Origin of the sequence: Pedobacter cryoconitis, from assembly GCF_014200595.1 — a bacterium.
Classification (GTDB): Bacteria; Bacteroidota; Bacteroidia; order Sphingobacteriales; family Sphingobacteriaceae; genus Pedobacter; species Pedobacter cryoconitis_C.
Genome location: NZ_JACHCG010000001.1, coordinates 2,653,349 through 2,667,766 on the forward strand (window position 1 = coordinate 2,653,349; position 14,418 = coordinate 2,667,766).

At 39.4% G+C, this 14,418-nt stretch carries 13 protein-coding genes; 4 read left to right on the forward strand and 9 right to left on the reverse strand.

What is annotated here, in order from left to right:
• The first annotated feature begins 163 nt into the window (after nt 1-163).
• On the forward strand, nt 164-928 hold the full coding sequence (locus tag HDE70_RS11365) for a methyltransferase domain-containing protein (RefSeq protein ID WP_183890142.1): 765 nt from the start codon (nt 164-166) through the stop codon (nt 926-928).
• A gap of 35 nt (nt 929-963) precedes the next feature.
• A complete protein-coding gene (locus HDE70_RS11370; protein WP_183890144.1) occupies nt 964-1,479 on the forward strand; it encodes a DUF4269 domain-containing protein in 516 nt (171 codons plus the stop codon).
• Here HDE70_RS11370 and HDE70_RS11375 read toward each other — a convergent pair whose 3' ends face one another.
• From HDE70_RS11375 to HDE70_RS11385, 3 genes are all read right to left on the reverse strand, one after another.
• The gene (locus HDE70_RS11375) at nt 1,480-2,139 is read right to left on the reverse strand and encodes a PAS domain-containing protein (RefSeq protein WP_183866789.1); all 660 of its coding nucleotides are present in this window, start codon (nt 2,137-2,139) and stop codon (nt 1,480-1,482) included.
• A gap of 407 nt (nt 2,140-2,546) precedes the next feature.
• The gene (locus tag HDE70_RS11380) at nt 2,547-3,644 is read right to left on the reverse strand and encodes an alkene reductase (protein ID WP_221302039.1); all 1,098 of its coding nucleotides are present in this window, start codon (nt 3,642-3,644) and stop codon (nt 2,547-2,549) included.
• Nucleotides 3,645-3,670: 26 nt separating this feature from the next.
• Entirely contained in the window at nt 3,671-4,276 is a 606-nt protein-coding gene (locus HDE70_RS11385; protein WP_260160380.1) for a VOC family protein, read from the reverse strand.
• Nucleotides 4,277-4,456: 180 nt separating this feature from the next.
• On the opposite strand from HDE70_RS11385, the gene HDE70_RS11390 reads away from it, so the two are divergent.
• Nucleotides 4,457-5,431: a hypothetical protein gene (locus tag HDE70_RS11390; protein WP_183890146.1), complete on the forward strand. Its 975-nt coding sequence runs from the start codon at nt 4,457-4,459 to the stop codon at nt 5,429-5,431.
• A 62-nt stretch (nt 5,432-5,493) separates the two neighbouring features.
• Here HDE70_RS11390 and HDE70_RS11395 read toward each other — a convergent pair whose 3' ends face one another.
• The gene (locus tag HDE70_RS11395) at nt 5,494-6,327 is read right to left on the reverse strand and encodes a Rid family hydrolase (RefSeq protein ID WP_183890148.1); all 834 of its coding nucleotides are present in this window, start codon (nt 6,325-6,327) and stop codon (nt 5,494-5,496) included.
• Between the two features lie 90 nt (nt 6,328-6,417).
• Between HDE70_RS11395 and HDE70_RS11400 the strand changes: the two genes are divergently transcribed.
• Nucleotides 6,418-7,323, forward strand: a complete 906-nt coding sequence (locus HDE70_RS11400; RefSeq protein ID WP_183890150.1) for a LysR family transcriptional regulator — start codon at nt 6,418-6,420, stop codon at nt 7,321-7,323.
• A gap of 188 nt (nt 7,324-7,511) precedes the next feature.
• Here the strand turns inward: HDE70_RS11400 and HDE70_RS11405 are convergent, their stop codons facing one another.
• From HDE70_RS11405 to HDE70_RS11425, 5 genes are all read right to left on the reverse strand, one after another.
• Entirely contained in the window at nt 7,512-7,934 is a 423-nt protein-coding gene (locus HDE70_RS11405; RefSeq protein WP_183866785.1) for an SH3 domain-containing protein, read from the reverse strand.
• Between the two features lie 8 nt (nt 7,935-7,942).
• A complete protein-coding gene (locus tag HDE70_RS11410) occupies nt 7,943-8,413 on the reverse strand; it encodes a BON domain-containing protein (protein ID WP_183890152.1) in 471 nt (156 codons plus the stop codon).
• 33 nt (nt 8,414-8,446) lie between these two features.
• The gene (mgtE, locus tag HDE70_RS11415) at nt 8,447-9,832 is read right to left on the reverse strand and encodes a magnesium transporter (RefSeq protein WP_183866783.1); all 1,386 of its coding nucleotides are present in this window, start codon (nt 9,830-9,832) and stop codon (nt 8,447-8,449) included.
• 152 nt (nt 9,833-9,984) lie between these two features.
• Complete coding sequence (locus HDE70_RS11420) at nt 9,985-11,268, reverse strand: TolC family protein (RefSeq protein ID WP_183890154.1); 1,284 nt, start codon at nt 11,266-11,268, stop codon at nt 9,985-9,987.
• Nucleotides 11,269-11,301: 33 nt separating this feature from the next.
• The gene (locus HDE70_RS11425; protein WP_183890156.1) at nt 11,302-14,406 is read right to left on the reverse strand and encodes an efflux RND transporter permease subunit; all 3,105 of its coding nucleotides are present in this window, start codon (nt 14,404-14,406) and stop codon (nt 11,302-11,304) included.
• Nucleotides 14,407-14,418: the final 12 nt, after the last annotated feature.

The window sequence follows — 14,418 nt, forward strand, 5'->3', positions numbered from 1 at the left end:
CAAGGTACTTAAAAGATCAATTCACTCCTTTTTATCTTCCTACAGATAATGTCAAATTTTAGAATCCGCTAAAATTCAGCAATTATTAAAATGTATTGAATCAATCAACACGAAAACAGAAATCAATTACGTTATCATTATATAATAATTTAATCAAGTTAGTATGGCATGGAATCCGGATGTTTACAACAAGTTCAAACAAGAACGCTTTGGCCCTTTTTACGATTTAATCCAATTGATAAAAGTTAAGCCAGCTTTAAAAGTTATAGATCTGGGCTGTGGAACCGGAGAACTGACAAGGAAACTCGCAGATGCCTTACCCGGATCCACAGTTCTTGGAATAGACTCTTCGCAAGAGATGCTTAATGATGCCGCAGAATTTCAAAATGAACAGGTAAGCTTTAAGAAAAGGTCTATCGAAGAACAGGTTGCCACAGGGGAAAAATATGACCTGATCTTTTCTAATGCAGCTATACAATGGTTAGGTGATCATGAAAATTTGTATCCAAAAATCATTTCCTGTGTTAAACCAGGCGGGCAGCTCGTGGTGCAGGTCCCTTCCAACCATAGGCATTTCACCCATACCAGCCTGATAGATATCGCTACAACACCTCCTTTTGCCGCAGCATTAAATGGCTTTATCCGGGTTTCCCCCGTGCTGGATATCCAGAAATATGGTCAGCTATTTTTCGAACATGGAGGGACAGATATCACTGTTTATGAAAAGATATATCCGCATATATTAAAAGATGCAGATGCCTTGCTGGAATGGGTGTCAGGAACAGCCATGATTCCATATATTGAGAAGCTGCCAGAAGAGATCAAACAAAGCTTTATTGCAACTTATAAGGAAAGAGTAAGAAAAGAATTTAAAAAATCTCCCGTATTTTATCCTTTTAAGCGAACAATTATGGCCGCAACCTTTTAGAATCTCCTGCATTAGCAATAGCTTTGAACCAGCTTATGAAATTTGATTCCATCTCTTATCTGGCAACTGGTAATGCACGGCAGCAAAATGCTTATGCGGTACTTCAAGATCATTTGATACTGGAAATGCTTCAGGCTTATGATCCTATACTGGTCGGAACTGTTCCCATTGCGATAGATATCAGCAGTAGTGATCTTGATATTATCTGTTGTTATCAGGATAAACCAGAATTTAAGAATTTACTAGTTGAATCTTTTTCAGACTTCAAAGCTTTCAATCTGGAAGAAAAAGTGATCAATGGCCAGGAAGTGGTTCTGGCGAAGCTGATTGCTGATAACTGGGAAATTGAAATATTTGGACAAACATTACCTACACGAGAACAGGCAGGTTACAGGCACATGGTCATTGAAGATAAATTGCTGATGGAACATGGTGAATCATTCAGGGAAGAAATCATCGAACTCAAAAAACAAGGTTATAAAACAGAACCTGCCTTTGCCCATTTATTAAAGCTGACTGGTGATCCCTACCTTGAACTATTGAAACTCTGATTATTCCTTTTTGTTTCCAACCATGACCACTCCGGTTGTATTACCTTTGTCATCTCTTAGTGGCGTATAACTATAACATATTTGATTATATTCTGAAGTAAAAGATACTCCATTATGATAAACATGTTCCAGTTCTCTGATACATGTTTTATGGTTATGATTCCATAAATCCAGCATTCTTTCATTGATAGACTGAATCTGAAAGTCGAAACCATTAAATACAGCCATGGCTACCGGCGCAGACATCACCAGCGCACGTAAATTACGATCCGCTTCCAGCCGATATTTCTTACTCATCTCCCTTTCACTCACATCCGTCCCGACCACCAAAACTGAGACGACCTTACTATCTTTACCTAAAATTGGTGTGTAACTATAATCCACAAAAACTGTTTCAGCCTTGCCGTTATGTATTGAATAAAACTTAGCTCCTATTTCGCTATGCGGCCTCCCTGTACGAATTACCTCATAAATCAAATCCGGACAAGATTGTTCTGCAATTTCAGGGAGAAACTCCAGAAGTTTCTTGCCCAATACTGATTTCTCTTTCCTCAGCAGTTGCAGCATGGCAGAATTTGCCGAATTAAGTCTTAAGGTTTTTGCATCCAGTATTGCCATAGCAACCGGAGCATTCTGAAATAAGTCCAGGTATTTCTTCATGGTTCACACAGTTGTCATCATAGTTATCTCTCTTAAATATTCCAATTTTATTCCTAAAAACAAAGCTTATTCTGTGTATACTTTTACGCAAAAAATCAAACTGAATCTAAGTGAGAACTTACTATATATTAACCATATCCCTGAATCTGATGTATTGGTGAACTTTTGGAAGAATCCAGATTTTACCCTAATGAAAAAAGGTGTATTTAAAGATTATTTCATCACATTCCAAAAATTGAATGCCTCAAAATTATTACAATTGACAATTTAAAAATTTAATCTTACTAACTTCTGATGATTAAACTTATACTGATGTTCGTAAAATCTAATACAAATTCTACCTATAAATGAATAAGAGGCCAGTTTACATTAAAACCAGCCTCTTATCATACCTATAAACCAATTAATTAACTGTTTCCAGCATAAACAGGATAATCAGTATAACCATGCGCTGCACCACCATAATGTAAATCACGGTTTGGTAAAGCAAGTTCATAACCATACTTTAACCTGTCTGTTAAATCAGGATTAGCAATAAATGCTTCCCCAAAAGCAGCCAGATCAATCAAACCTTCCGCTATATATTTTTCAGAAAGCTCCTTATCCATCCCTCCTGCCAGGATAATAATTCCGTTGAAATTTGCTCTGAAGCGTTTTAAAAACCCATCTGGCAAGGCAAAACTGCCACGGCTTTTCTGATCCATCAGGTGAATATAAACGATTCCACGTTTCCCAAGTTCTGAAGCCAGGTAAGCATAAGTCTCCTCTATTTCATCGTAATGCGGTAATTCATGTAAGCCACCATAAGGGGTTAACCTGATCGCCACCTTTTCAGCACCAATTTCGGCAATACTTGCATCAATAGCCTCTAATAAAAATCTGCTCCTGTTTACTATAGAACCACCATATTCATCTGTTCTATCATTAATGAAAGGATTCAAAAATTGTTCGATCAAATATCCATTTGCACCATGAAGTTCTACGCCGTCAAAGCCTGCTTCTACAGCATTTGCAGCCGCGTTAGCAAAATCTTTAACCACCTGTTTCACTTCCCCGTTTGTTAATGGATGAGGTTTAGAGGCAATTACAAAACTCTCTTTCCCCTGTTCGTCATACCCCCACGCACTCGATTCAGCAGCTTGTTTAGCAGAAGCACCAACCGGAGCTTGCCGGTCCGGCTGATTAGAAACATGTGAAACGCGGCCAACGTGCCAAAGCTGGGTGAAAATTTTTGTGTCTTCAGCATGTACAGCTTTGGTTACTAATTTCCAGCCTTCTACTTGTTCTTTAGTAAACAATCCAGGCACATGTAACACCCCCATTGAAGTTGGAGAAATCGCTGTTCCTTCCGTGATGATTAAACCAGCACCTGTTCTTTGCTGATAGTATAAAGCATTCAAATCATTTGGAATGCCATTTGGGTTACGGGCACGGGTCATTGGTGCCATAACTACTCTGTTTTTGAGTTCAAGTCCTTTGCCTGAATAATTTTCAAATAAGCTCATGATCTGATTTTATAAGAATGTCTGATTTATTGACGCTCTCTTTTGAAAGGCCCCTGTGGTTCAATAATTTCAAGATGTGTTCCGTCCGGATCATCAAAATAAGCTACCGCTGTACCAAAACCAGATTTCAATCCGTCTGCTGCTTCAAAAATGATAGGCTCTCCTGACAATTTGATTCCTGCATCTTTTAAACGTTTCACCGCATCCTGAATATTATCAACCTCAAAACACAAATGCATTGCGCTGATCTGATTGTTCTCATAATGTGCTTTAACAGGCTCAGGCTGCTCATATTCTAATAAATCCATATTGATATTTTCAAGATGAAGATTAGCATAGCGGATCAGTGTTTTTTTCAGACCAAGTACCTGTGCCATCCGGTCGCCGCCAATCTGGTCAACATTAGTCACTTTAAGACCTGTTAAGGCTTCATAAAAAGCGATAGATTTATCAAGATTTGCCACTACGATCCCAACATGGTTAGCCCTGCTGAATCCTTTATTTTTTGAAGATATATTTTCCATTGTTTTAGTTTTAGCATTTAAAGAAATCGCACTGCCTGTAAGTACTGCTGCTGCCCCAAGAGTTGCTGTTTGTATGAATTTTTTACGTTCCATTTTATTTAATATCATTTGTTTAACACCACAAATGTCCTCCTTATAATACTATTATTAAAATAACATGTATTTTAATTAACTATTATAATTATAATACAATAAATAAGATTACGCTGAGACCCAGCTCAATCCCGCCCCGCTATTTATTGTTATAGAAAAATATCTTTACCTTGCCATTAATCAACCTTTTACCTTATGAAAAAAACTATTATTTATATATCCTGCTGTTTAGCACTGCTGCTCACAGCTGTTTCCTGTAAGGACAAGAAGAAACAAGAGAAAGCCTCGCAGCAGACCACGCCAGCAGCCGCCAGATTAGGATCAGCAGATACAGCAAGCCGCGTTATTGAGTATACAAACCTTGTGGTTGATATGGCGAACAGCCACAATGCTTATCTAAAAGATATCCTTGGAAACACGGAAAAAATCGAAAACGCCTTAAAAAACCCGAATGACAAATTTGGATTTCTTAGAATCATTCACCCCCATCTCACCAGGTTTACCATTAACAATCGGAATGGGGTAACTATAGAAAACCCGGTTTCTGAACTGGGGAAAGAGAATCAGGCCTATTTTAAAACACAGGTAGCACAATACAATGCGAAGTTTGAAAAAATGAATACTGATTATAAACAGTTGAAAGATTATCTGACCGCTCAGGATTATAAAGATGATAAAGGCGCTAAAGGCTATGCTTTAATTGATACTATCAGAGGTACTGTTCAAAAGCTCTATACAGGAAAAATCGTACTCATGAAAAAGGTGAACGAAATCGCTGATGCCGCAGAAATCGTTGTATTGAAAGACAGTCCGCTTAAAGAATACATTATTGCGATGAAAACTGATATGAAGAACATCCGTAGTTTCGTTGATTTGTTATCAGATAATGCAAACAGTTATACAAAGATCAGTGCCCGGGCGAAGGCAGGCTTTGCAGCTTTAGAAACTGCACAAGCTAAAAATGCCGGACTGAATATTGAAAACGCGAAAAAAGCAAACAAGGAAGGCGATTATAAAAACTTTTATGAAAGCTTCCACAATCTTTTACTACGTACCAAAAAGACACTCCGTGATGCCGGAGAAAATGGCAAACTAACTAGTAGTGATATTGAAGGATTGGATAGCGGTTATGACGGATTGATCAGAAATTATAATTACTTTAATCAGTAAAAAGGATTCACCTTCAATTATAGATGAAGGTGAATCTTTTTTCCTTTCAAAGATAACTCTTGTTATAATTGTTTTTCAAGCCCGAGCCTGTCAATCTGAATCCAATACTCCTTAATCTTTCCGTTTTCGACCTTGTAAACTGCACTCGCAATTTCAATTAGTGGTTTCCCTGTTGCCGGGCGTCCATCAATTGTCGCCAAATGTTTCCCCGTTTGTTTCCACCTGGCATAAACGCGGTCATCTTCTGCGATGATTTCAGTAATTTCAAAATGAAAATTTCCGTATAAGGTCAGAAATTCTTTTACATGTTCTGCATAATCCTGAGGTGTTCTTTTGACTGATGTTTCTCCTTCTGCATTCATTTGATGCGCTAACAAGGTATCTGCCATATATAATCCGGCATGGTCAGGATTCTTGCCCGAGCGTACTCGTTCCAGGAACCGCCTGATCAACTGCTTGTTTTCAGCGGAGGAATTAGTGTGACTCCATGCCGTAGAGGCAATTTCGATATTTGCTTTCGCAGGAAGATCAGTCACAGCAATACAGACCCTGGCTGGAAAATCTCCTGTAAAATAGCTCCGGTATACTTGATTAGTTATAGGATAGTTATCCATGCTTTTCAAATAAATAGTAACATTCACCAAATCACTATAAGCTAATCCCTGTTCATGAAGTAAACTTCCAATATTTTTCATCACCTGATGTACTTCAGCTTCGAAACTACTGGTTACTAATTGTCCGGTAGCACTATTGATACCTACTTGTCCGGACAGAAAAACAAAATCTTTAGCCGGCTTCACTTTGCTGTACGGTAATGCCTGAACCGGGTTATCTCTTTGTTGTGCCATAATAGGGAAAGAATAAATAAACAAGATGAGAAATAGTAATTTTTTCATTTTAATGATAGATCAGATACAAAATTACATTTACCTTTTAATACCTAAAATACTATTTTTGTCACCAACTAATACCCAAATAGTATCACTATGGACTTAAGGCACTTGAATTATTTTCTGGTTTTAGCAGAAGAATTACATTTTGGAAGGGCAGCAGCGAGGTTACATATTTCTCAGCCCCCATTGAGCAGAATGATCCAGCTGATAGAAAATGATCTGGGCGTATTGCTTTTCGAACGGACTAAACGAAGTGTCATACTCACCCCTGCCGGAGAAGACTTTTTACAAGATGCCAGGCAAATGATTTTACAGATGCAAACTGTAAAAAAACGACTGGCCATATATGGGCAGGGAGAAACGGGTACATTAAGAATTGGTTATGTAGGGGCAGTTATGCATAGCAAACTTCCTTTACTGCTGGCAGAATTTGCGAAAAGCCTTCCCCATATTAATTTACAATTTGAGGAATTGCCTAACCATAAATTAGTCCATGAATTAAATAATGGTACGCTGGATGCTGCTTTTGTAAGAACTTGGCTGCATCCTGAAAAACTGGAAGAAAAACTGATTCTCTCAGAAAAATTCGTAGCAGTTTTACCTATAGCACATTCACTAGCAGCAAAAAATAAGATTTCTGTTAAAGAACTGGTTAATGAACAATTTATCACATTTACACGTGAATGTGGCCCCACCATATTCGATAGTTTTTTAGTCTTATGTTCAAATGCAGGGTTTACACCACAAATCTCACATCATGCTTCCCAGCTAAATTCAGTGCTAAGATTAGTGGAAAGTGGTTTTGGTATTTCGCTTTTACCTGAGCATGTGGAAAAAGGATATGCATTACAGCTAAAATTCATTCCCCTGGAAAACACAGAAGAAACAGTCCCACTGATTATGTTAAACAGGAAAGAGAATCCAAATCCGGCCCTGCTGCACTTGCAGAATTACCTGGCTAAATCTTCGTCAAAAGAGAATAAGATTGCCGGAAAATGAAATATAAAATCAGGCTGAAAACATGTTAATTCACCTGGGATAAGGATATTACCGCTACAGGCAATCCAACCGGCAGAGCGGTTATCCTGTTATACAATACAAATTATGGCCGTGTACATAAGGTTCACAAATCAAAAAAACCGCCTCGAACGAATGAGACGGTTTTTCAAATGCCCGTTATTTAAGGATTAAGCCTGAGGCTCGAGGTATTTTGCATAGCAATAACCTTCTTCCCCATCATTGGTGCGTACCAGCCACCATAAATCATTACTTCTGTTAACCAGTGTAATGACTTCTCCATGTGCTGCCTTACCAACTATTGGCTGATCAGTACCTGGTCCTTTACGGATATTCAGGTTACTGCTTTCTGTAATGACTTTGGCCTGAGTTACTGCTGCATCAACCGCAACATTTACATTTAAAACTAAATCTCCACCTGCAAAATTAGGGTCGATCTGGTTGTAAACATCCCAAAGATGATCTTTAGCCGCGCCATCAGGAGCAGTTCCATCTATATACAATACGCCATCCTGCTCACGTACCGCAAGGTCAGAGATTCCTGCCGCAGTTGCTGCATCAGTTAATGCTTTATATTTATCTTGTAATGCCATGATCCGGATTATTTTACAGTTAATTGATTATCAATTTTCTTCGGTTTTAACACAGACAACTGTTGCATTAATTTTACCAGTGAAGATTTGCTGATTTCACCTTTTAAGGTAACTACACCATCTTTAACTGAAGTTTGAACTGTAGGAAAATCTTTAGTTGCGTCAGCTACATTTTTGGTCAGTGTTGAATCTTCTGCGATTACAACAGGCGCTGAAGATAATACTGGCTTAATAGTCAGATTATTTACTACTGATTTTACGCCTTTTTCAGCTCTGGCGATTGTTTCAGCTTTTGCTTTTTCAGCTTCATCAGCTACTTCACCAGTTAAAGTAACTTCACCTTTAGTAACAGTTACACTAACTTCAGCAGCTTCTTTAGCTTTTACAGCCGTTTGAATGTCCCCATCCTTTGGTGAACAAGCTGCAAAAAACAGCGTTGCGACTACAGCCGCACTCATAAATAGTTTTGTTGTTTTCATTTTTCTTTGGATTTGGTAGTGTAAATTACATTACTATAACAAAGTTCCTTTCAAAAAGATTGCTGCAATGCTAAAATAAATTACCAGCCCTGTAACGTCCACTAATGTAGCAACGAAAGGTGCAGAAGACGTTGCCGGATCAATCTTACATTTTTTAAGTACCATAGGAACCATAGAGCCACTCAGTGTGCCCCACATCACGATCCCGATTAAGGAGAAAAAGATCGTTACGGCCAGTAAAAACCAATGCACCCCATAATTATACCAATGCAGATTCTGCCATATAGCAATCCGGATGAAACCTATCGCCCCTAATATAATCCCTAAAACCAATCCTGATAAAATTTCCCGCCGCATCACATACCACCAGTCTTTCAGGTTCAATTCTTTCAAAGCCATTGCCCTGATAATCAAAGTAGCTGCCTGAGATCCGCTATTTCCCCCGCTGGAAATAATTAAAGGAACAAATAAAGCCAGTACTACAGCTTTTGAAATTTCTCCATCAAAATATCCCATGGCCGTAGCAGTTAACATTTCTCCCAAAAACAGGACAATCAACCATCCCGCCCTCTTTTTAAGCAAAGAGAAGAAGGGTGTTTTTACATAAGGAAAATCCAGTTCTTCAATCCCTCCGAATTTCTGGATCTCTGCGGTAGCCTTTTGTTCGGCTACATCCATCACATCATCTATAGTCACTACCCCGAGTAAAATATGGTCATCGTTAATTACAGGCAATACAACCCGGTCATATTCTTTAAATTTCTGCACCGCATCCTCTTTAGTTTCATTAATTTTTAAAGTGATACAAAACCCATCTACAATGTCCATGATCTTTTTAGAGCGCTCATTTAAAACCAGTCTGCGAACAGGAACATCATCAATTAACCGATCCTGATCATCAACTACATAAATAACATTAGCTGCTTCGGTATCTTTATGATGTAAACGTAAATGTTCTGTGGCTTCTGCAATAGTCATTTCCGGACTTACGGTAGCTACATCTGTATTAATAATACGGGCAACGCTTTTCGCAGAATAACCTAATAAATTTGCGACTTCATTCCTGTTTTCAGTATTTAAATATTCGAGAAAACGGGAGAGTTCCATTCCTTTAGAAGCAGAATAAAAGATAGTCCTGTCATCTGATTTCAGGTGATTAAGAATATAAAATGCACTATCTTTTGAGATACTCTTAATAATCTTCTTTTGAAGTTGTACATCCAAATAAGGTAAGACATTCAATTGTTGCTCAGCATTGAAGGAATTGTAGGCATCGATTGCCTTATCTGCGGGAATAGAAATAAAGAGCTGCGCAACCTCTGAAGGGTGAATATAGCCGGTTTGATGACTCGGCTTAAATAAGCCCGAGAAATCTCCGCCTATTATTTTTTTCCTGGCTTCTTTGAAGGGTAAATTCATGAAAGATAGATTTGATAGGCTGAAGCTACTCAGTTAATTACTGAATTGCAACACCTAAAAACCATCAAACTGGCAAACCACCGGCCCTCTCCTTTAAAAGGGCAGACCGGCGGAATATTACCATCAAACCAACTTAGATCTCTTTTACACGATTACCTGATATCCCAAATACCCGCAGCACGCTCCAATTCAATCAATGCTGCTGCATAATTCGATTGTGATTCATAAAATCCTTGTTGTACTTCATTGTATGTTCTTTGTGCGTTCAAAACTTCCAGTAACGAAGTTTCCCCACGTTTATAGCTATACATTTTAGCCGTTAAAATTTTCTTTCCTTCACTCAGCAGCCCGGTCTTATACTGCTGAACCTGTTTCTGAGCCGCAGTATAATTAAAATAAGCCTGTGTCACTTCTACCTGGATCTGCTGCTGAACTTGTTCATATTGAACACCCACCTGTTTAATTGTAAACTGAGCAGCCTTTATATCACCCTTGTAATGATTTGAGAATTTCAGCGGAACACTGAAACCTGCATTGAAAGTCCGGTGATAAGGCGTCGGGGCAATTTCATTTGTCGAAACCCCAGAGAACTGTAGTCCTGCATTAACCCCTAAATCCACTTTCCGGTTTGCTTTCACTAAAGTCAGGCTCCTGTCAGCAACAATTTTATTGTTTAATGCCGCTACGGCGTCTGCCCTGGTGATTTGCGCATTACTGATTAAGGATTGATAATTTATATCACGCGCCAGGTTCTCAAAGTCCCCATCTGGCATCAACAAAGTATCTGCACTCTTTTTACCGAGATAAGAACTTAATTTAATCAGTGCATTTCTCCAGTCTGCTTCAGTCTGATAAACAATATTTTGCAAATTACTGGCCTCCAGTTTAGATTGTCTTGCATCTGTTTCTGTAATTGCACCCAGTTTACTACGGATTGCGTCTGCGTCTGCGAGTTGTTTCATCATTTGATAAGAATAATGTTGCACCTGCAATAATTCATACTGCTGAATCGCAGAGTAATAAGCGAGTGCAGCATCCGCTCTCAGGTTCCTTAAATAATCAAGCAATAATGCCTTGTTCAATTCGGTCACACTTTGAGCAAGGCCAATCCGTGCTTTTCTTTTACCACCCAATTCAATGGTCGTTCCCAGCCCCAGCGTTACGCCCTGTCCCAATTTCAATTTGGCCTGCTGGTTATCAAATGCACCTGCTGAAAATTGAGGATCTGGAAAGATCTTCGCTGTTTCGATTCCCGCTTCAGCAATATTCACATTGTACTTTTCTGCAGCATAACCCAGATTTTCTTTTCCTACACGGTTCAAGAACTGAAGCACAGATATTTTTGATTTTAAAGACAGGGTATCTACCTGTGCTTGTCCATTCATGGTTATGCCTGTCAGCAGGCATAAGGACAAAATGTATTTCGTAAATTTCATCTATTTAGTATTGAATAGCTGTTTCAAATGGATTTATTGTGTCGCTGTTTCAGCTGGTTGAAAATCATCCTTGCCCCATTTACTTTCCAGCAGATAATAAAGTGCTGGCAAAACGAACAGTGTAATTGCTGTTGCGGCAAACAGGCCATAAACTATTACTGTAGCTAATGGTCTTTGAACATCAGAACCTATACCTGTGGCTAAAGAAGCGGGTAATAGCCCCAATGCTGCCACTGTTGCAGTCATCAGAACAGGTCGGAAACGGTGTTTTGCACCATCTAAAACTGCTTTGAGTAAATCATATCCTTTTTTACGCAATTCGTTGATATGGGAAATCAGGATCACACCATTTTGAATAGCGACACCAAACAGCGCGATAAAACCTACCGCTGAAGACACATTCAGGGTCATTCCTCTGATATTCAAGGCTAACATCCCTCCAAATAACGCTAGTGGAACAATGCTCAGAATCAAACCAGCCTGTCTGAATTTTCCAAACGCACCATAAAGCAGTAAGAACATGATAGCTAAGGCTAAAGGCACAACAACTCCTAGTTTAGCGTAAGCACGGTTTTGATTTTCAAACTGACCACCCCATTCTATTTTATACTTTTCATGATCATATTTAACTTGTTGTGTAATCTTTGTCTGTGCATCTTTCAAAAATGAGCTTAAATCTGCTCCTCTTAAGTTTAACCTTACAGTCAGCTGTCTGCGGTTCATTTCTCTGGAAATAGAGCTTTCTCCCAGATCAGTTTTCACTTCAGCAATCTGCGACAAAGGAATTTTTGCTCCCGTTGATGAGGTGAGCATCAGGTTTCCTATTTTTTCAGGTGTATTCCGGCTTTCTTCTTTATAACGGCAAATCACATCATAAACTCTATCGCCCGAAAAGATCTGCGAAACAGCTTTACCACCTATAGCAACTTCAACCAGTTCGGCTACATCACTAATATTCAGCCCGTATTTGGCTACAGCATCTCTGTTTATCCTGATTTGTAATTGTGGTAAAGGAGGTTCCTGATCAATTGCAATATCTACAGCTCCTTTTACTGTTCTTAAAGTAGAAACCACATTTTCAGTAATCCTCCTGGTTTCCTTAAAATCGTTACCAAATACTTTAACGACCAATTCACTGTGTGCACCCGAAATTTTATCCATTACCCCGTCAATCATTGGCTGCGTAAAAGCTACTGAATAACCTGGCATAGCAGCATATTCCCTGGATAAATCTTCAACCAGGGCAGCTTTATTCCGGCCGCTTGCCCATTCTTTATAAGGCTTCAGTCCTACAGAAACTTCAAAATGTGAAGGGGTGAAATAATCAGTTCCCTGGTCATTACGGCCTGCCTGGACATTTACATAAGTGATTTCAGGATGTTTCATTGTTGCTGCTCTCAGCGCATCACTCATCTCTCTTGACTTCTCTAAAGTCACCCCTGGAGGCAATGATACCTGTAACCAGATGGAGCCTTCATCTAATGGCGGCAAAAAGTCTTTTCCAACGATAACGGACAGGACAATGGCGCTGATCAATACTAACACCAGCGGCATAAACACTTTTTTTGGTTTGTCCATGATCTTACTCAAACGCCTTTCATACCATGCAGTCAGTTTTTCTAACCACGTATTGTGATAGATTTTGCCTGGTTTTCTGTAAACAGCATAAGCGAGCCCCGGTATCAATATTAATGCGACCGCCAATGCACCCAGCAAAGCATAACCTACGGTAAAAGCCATAGGGGTAAATAGTTTTTTCTCTACTCTTTCAAAGGAAAACAAAGGCAGGTAAGCGGTAATAATGATAATCGTCGAAAATAAAATAGGCTTGGCCACGCTTAAAGCTCTCTCACTAATAGAAACCTCTTCCAGTTCTTTATCAGGATGATCCTCCCTTTTTTTCAGAATAGTTTCCAGCATTACAATCGCGCCATCCACAATAATCCCAAAATCTATTGCTCCCAAAGAAAGCAGATTTGCCGGAATCTTTGTGAAATGCATCAGGATAAATGCGACCAGTAAAGAAACCGGGATCGTAATGGCGACAATTAATGCACCTCTCCAACTTCCCAGAAAAACAATTAACACTACGATAACCAATCCCATTCCTTCTAAAAGCGTATGAGAAACAGTGTCGAGTGTGGTATTGATTAAGTTTGTCCTGTCCAGATAAGCGCGAATAGTTACTCCTTCAGGTAAAACACCATGGTTCAGCTCTGCTACCGCTTTATGAATTCCATCGAGTACTACTGAAGGATTTTGTCCCTTCAGCATCACTACAATCCCTGCAATTCCATCAGAATAATCCACATTGCGATCGGTATAACCTGCTACCCCTTTACGTTCTAGTGTACCGTATTTCAGGTCACCCAAGTCTTTGACAAATACAGGGACGCCATTGACAGATTTAACGACCACATCTCCTAAAGCAGCTAAATCTTTAACCAGGCCTATCCCGCGCACTACATAACCTTGTTCTCCGCGGTTTAAAATACTTCCCCCCGCATTGGTATTATTATTACTGATTGCAGTTTGCACATCGGCCAGTGCCACATGATATTGTACTAGTTTAGCCGGATCAATCTCTAATTGATATTGTGTAGTGATCCCGCCAAAATTGGCCACATCTGCTACGCCCTGTACTTGTTTGATCTTTGGTATAATCGTCCAGTTCTGTAAATCAGTAAGTTTCCTTAAATCATGATTTTTACTTTCTATAATATACCGGTAGATTTCCCCGGTCGGAGAGGTCAGCGGATCAAGTCCCGGAGCCGCGCCAAAAGGAAGACTCAGACCAGTTAACCTTTCCTGGATTCTTTGTCTGGCCCAATAATCATCCACACCATCATCAAAAACCATAGTGATTAGTGACAAGCCGAATAAACTACGGCTGCGCATCACATGCATACCGGGTAAACCGTTGAGTGCACGTTCTATAGGAATAGAAATTTGCTGTTCTACTTCTTCGGCAGCCAGGCCAGGCACCTGGGTAACTACCTGAGAGGTTACATCTGCAATGTCCGGATAAGCTTCTATTGAAAGTTGTTTCCAGGAGTAAAATCCGAATACAGCCAGGAGTACAAAAAGTGCTGCAAAGAGCCAGCGTTTTTTTATTGCGGTAAAAATTAATTGCTTCATATGATTGGCTTA

Bases quoted from the DNA above. Each gene is read 5' to 3' on its own strand.
- HDE70_RS11365 (WP_183890142.1), top strand. From the start codon at position 164: ATGGCATGGAATCCGGATGTTTACAACAAGTTCAAACAAGAACGCTTT.
- HDE70_RS11370 (WP_183890144.1), top strand. From the start codon at position 964: ATGAAATTTGATTCCATCTCTTATCTGGCAACTGGTAATGCACGGCAG.
- HDE70_RS11375 (WP_183866789.1), bottom strand. From the start codon at position 2,139: ATGAAGAAATACCTGGACTTATTTCAGAATGCTCCGGTTGCTATGGCA.
- HDE70_RS11380 (WP_221302039.1), bottom strand. From the start codon at position 3,644: ATGAGCTTATTTGAAAATTATTCAGGCAAAGGACTTGAACTCAAAAAC.
- HDE70_RS11385 (WP_260160380.1), bottom strand. From the start codon at position 4,276: ATGATATTAAATAAAATGGAACGTAAAAAATTCATACAAACAGCAACT.
- HDE70_RS11390 (WP_183890146.1), top strand. From the start codon at position 4,457: ATGAAAAAAACTATTATTTATATATCCTGCTGTTTAGCACTGCTGCTC.
- HDE70_RS11395 (WP_183890148.1), bottom strand. From the start codon at position 6,327: ATGAAAAAATTACTATTTCTCATCTTGTTTATTTATTCTTTCCCTATT.
- HDE70_RS11400 (WP_183890150.1), top strand. From the start codon at position 6,418: ATGGACTTAAGGCACTTGAATTATTTTCTGGTTTTAGCAGAAGAATTA.
- HDE70_RS11405 (WP_183866785.1), bottom strand. From the start codon at position 7,934: ATGGCATTACAAGATAAATATAAAGCATTAACTGATGCAGCAACTGCG.
- HDE70_RS11410 (WP_183890152.1), bottom strand. From the start codon at position 8,413: ATGAAAACAACAAAACTATTTATGAGTGCGGCTGTAGTCGCAACGCTG.
- mgtE (WP_183866783.1), bottom strand. From the start codon at position 9,832: ATGAATTTACCCTTCAAAGAAGCCAGGAAAAAAATAATAGGCGGAGAT.
- HDE70_RS11420 (WP_183890154.1), bottom strand. From the start codon at position 11,268: ATGAAATTTACGAAATACATTTTGTCCTTATGCCTGCTGACAGGCATA.
- HDE70_RS11425 (WP_183890156.1), bottom strand. From the start codon at position 14,406: ATGAAGCAATTAATTTTTACCGCAATAAAAAAACGCTGGCTCTTTGCA.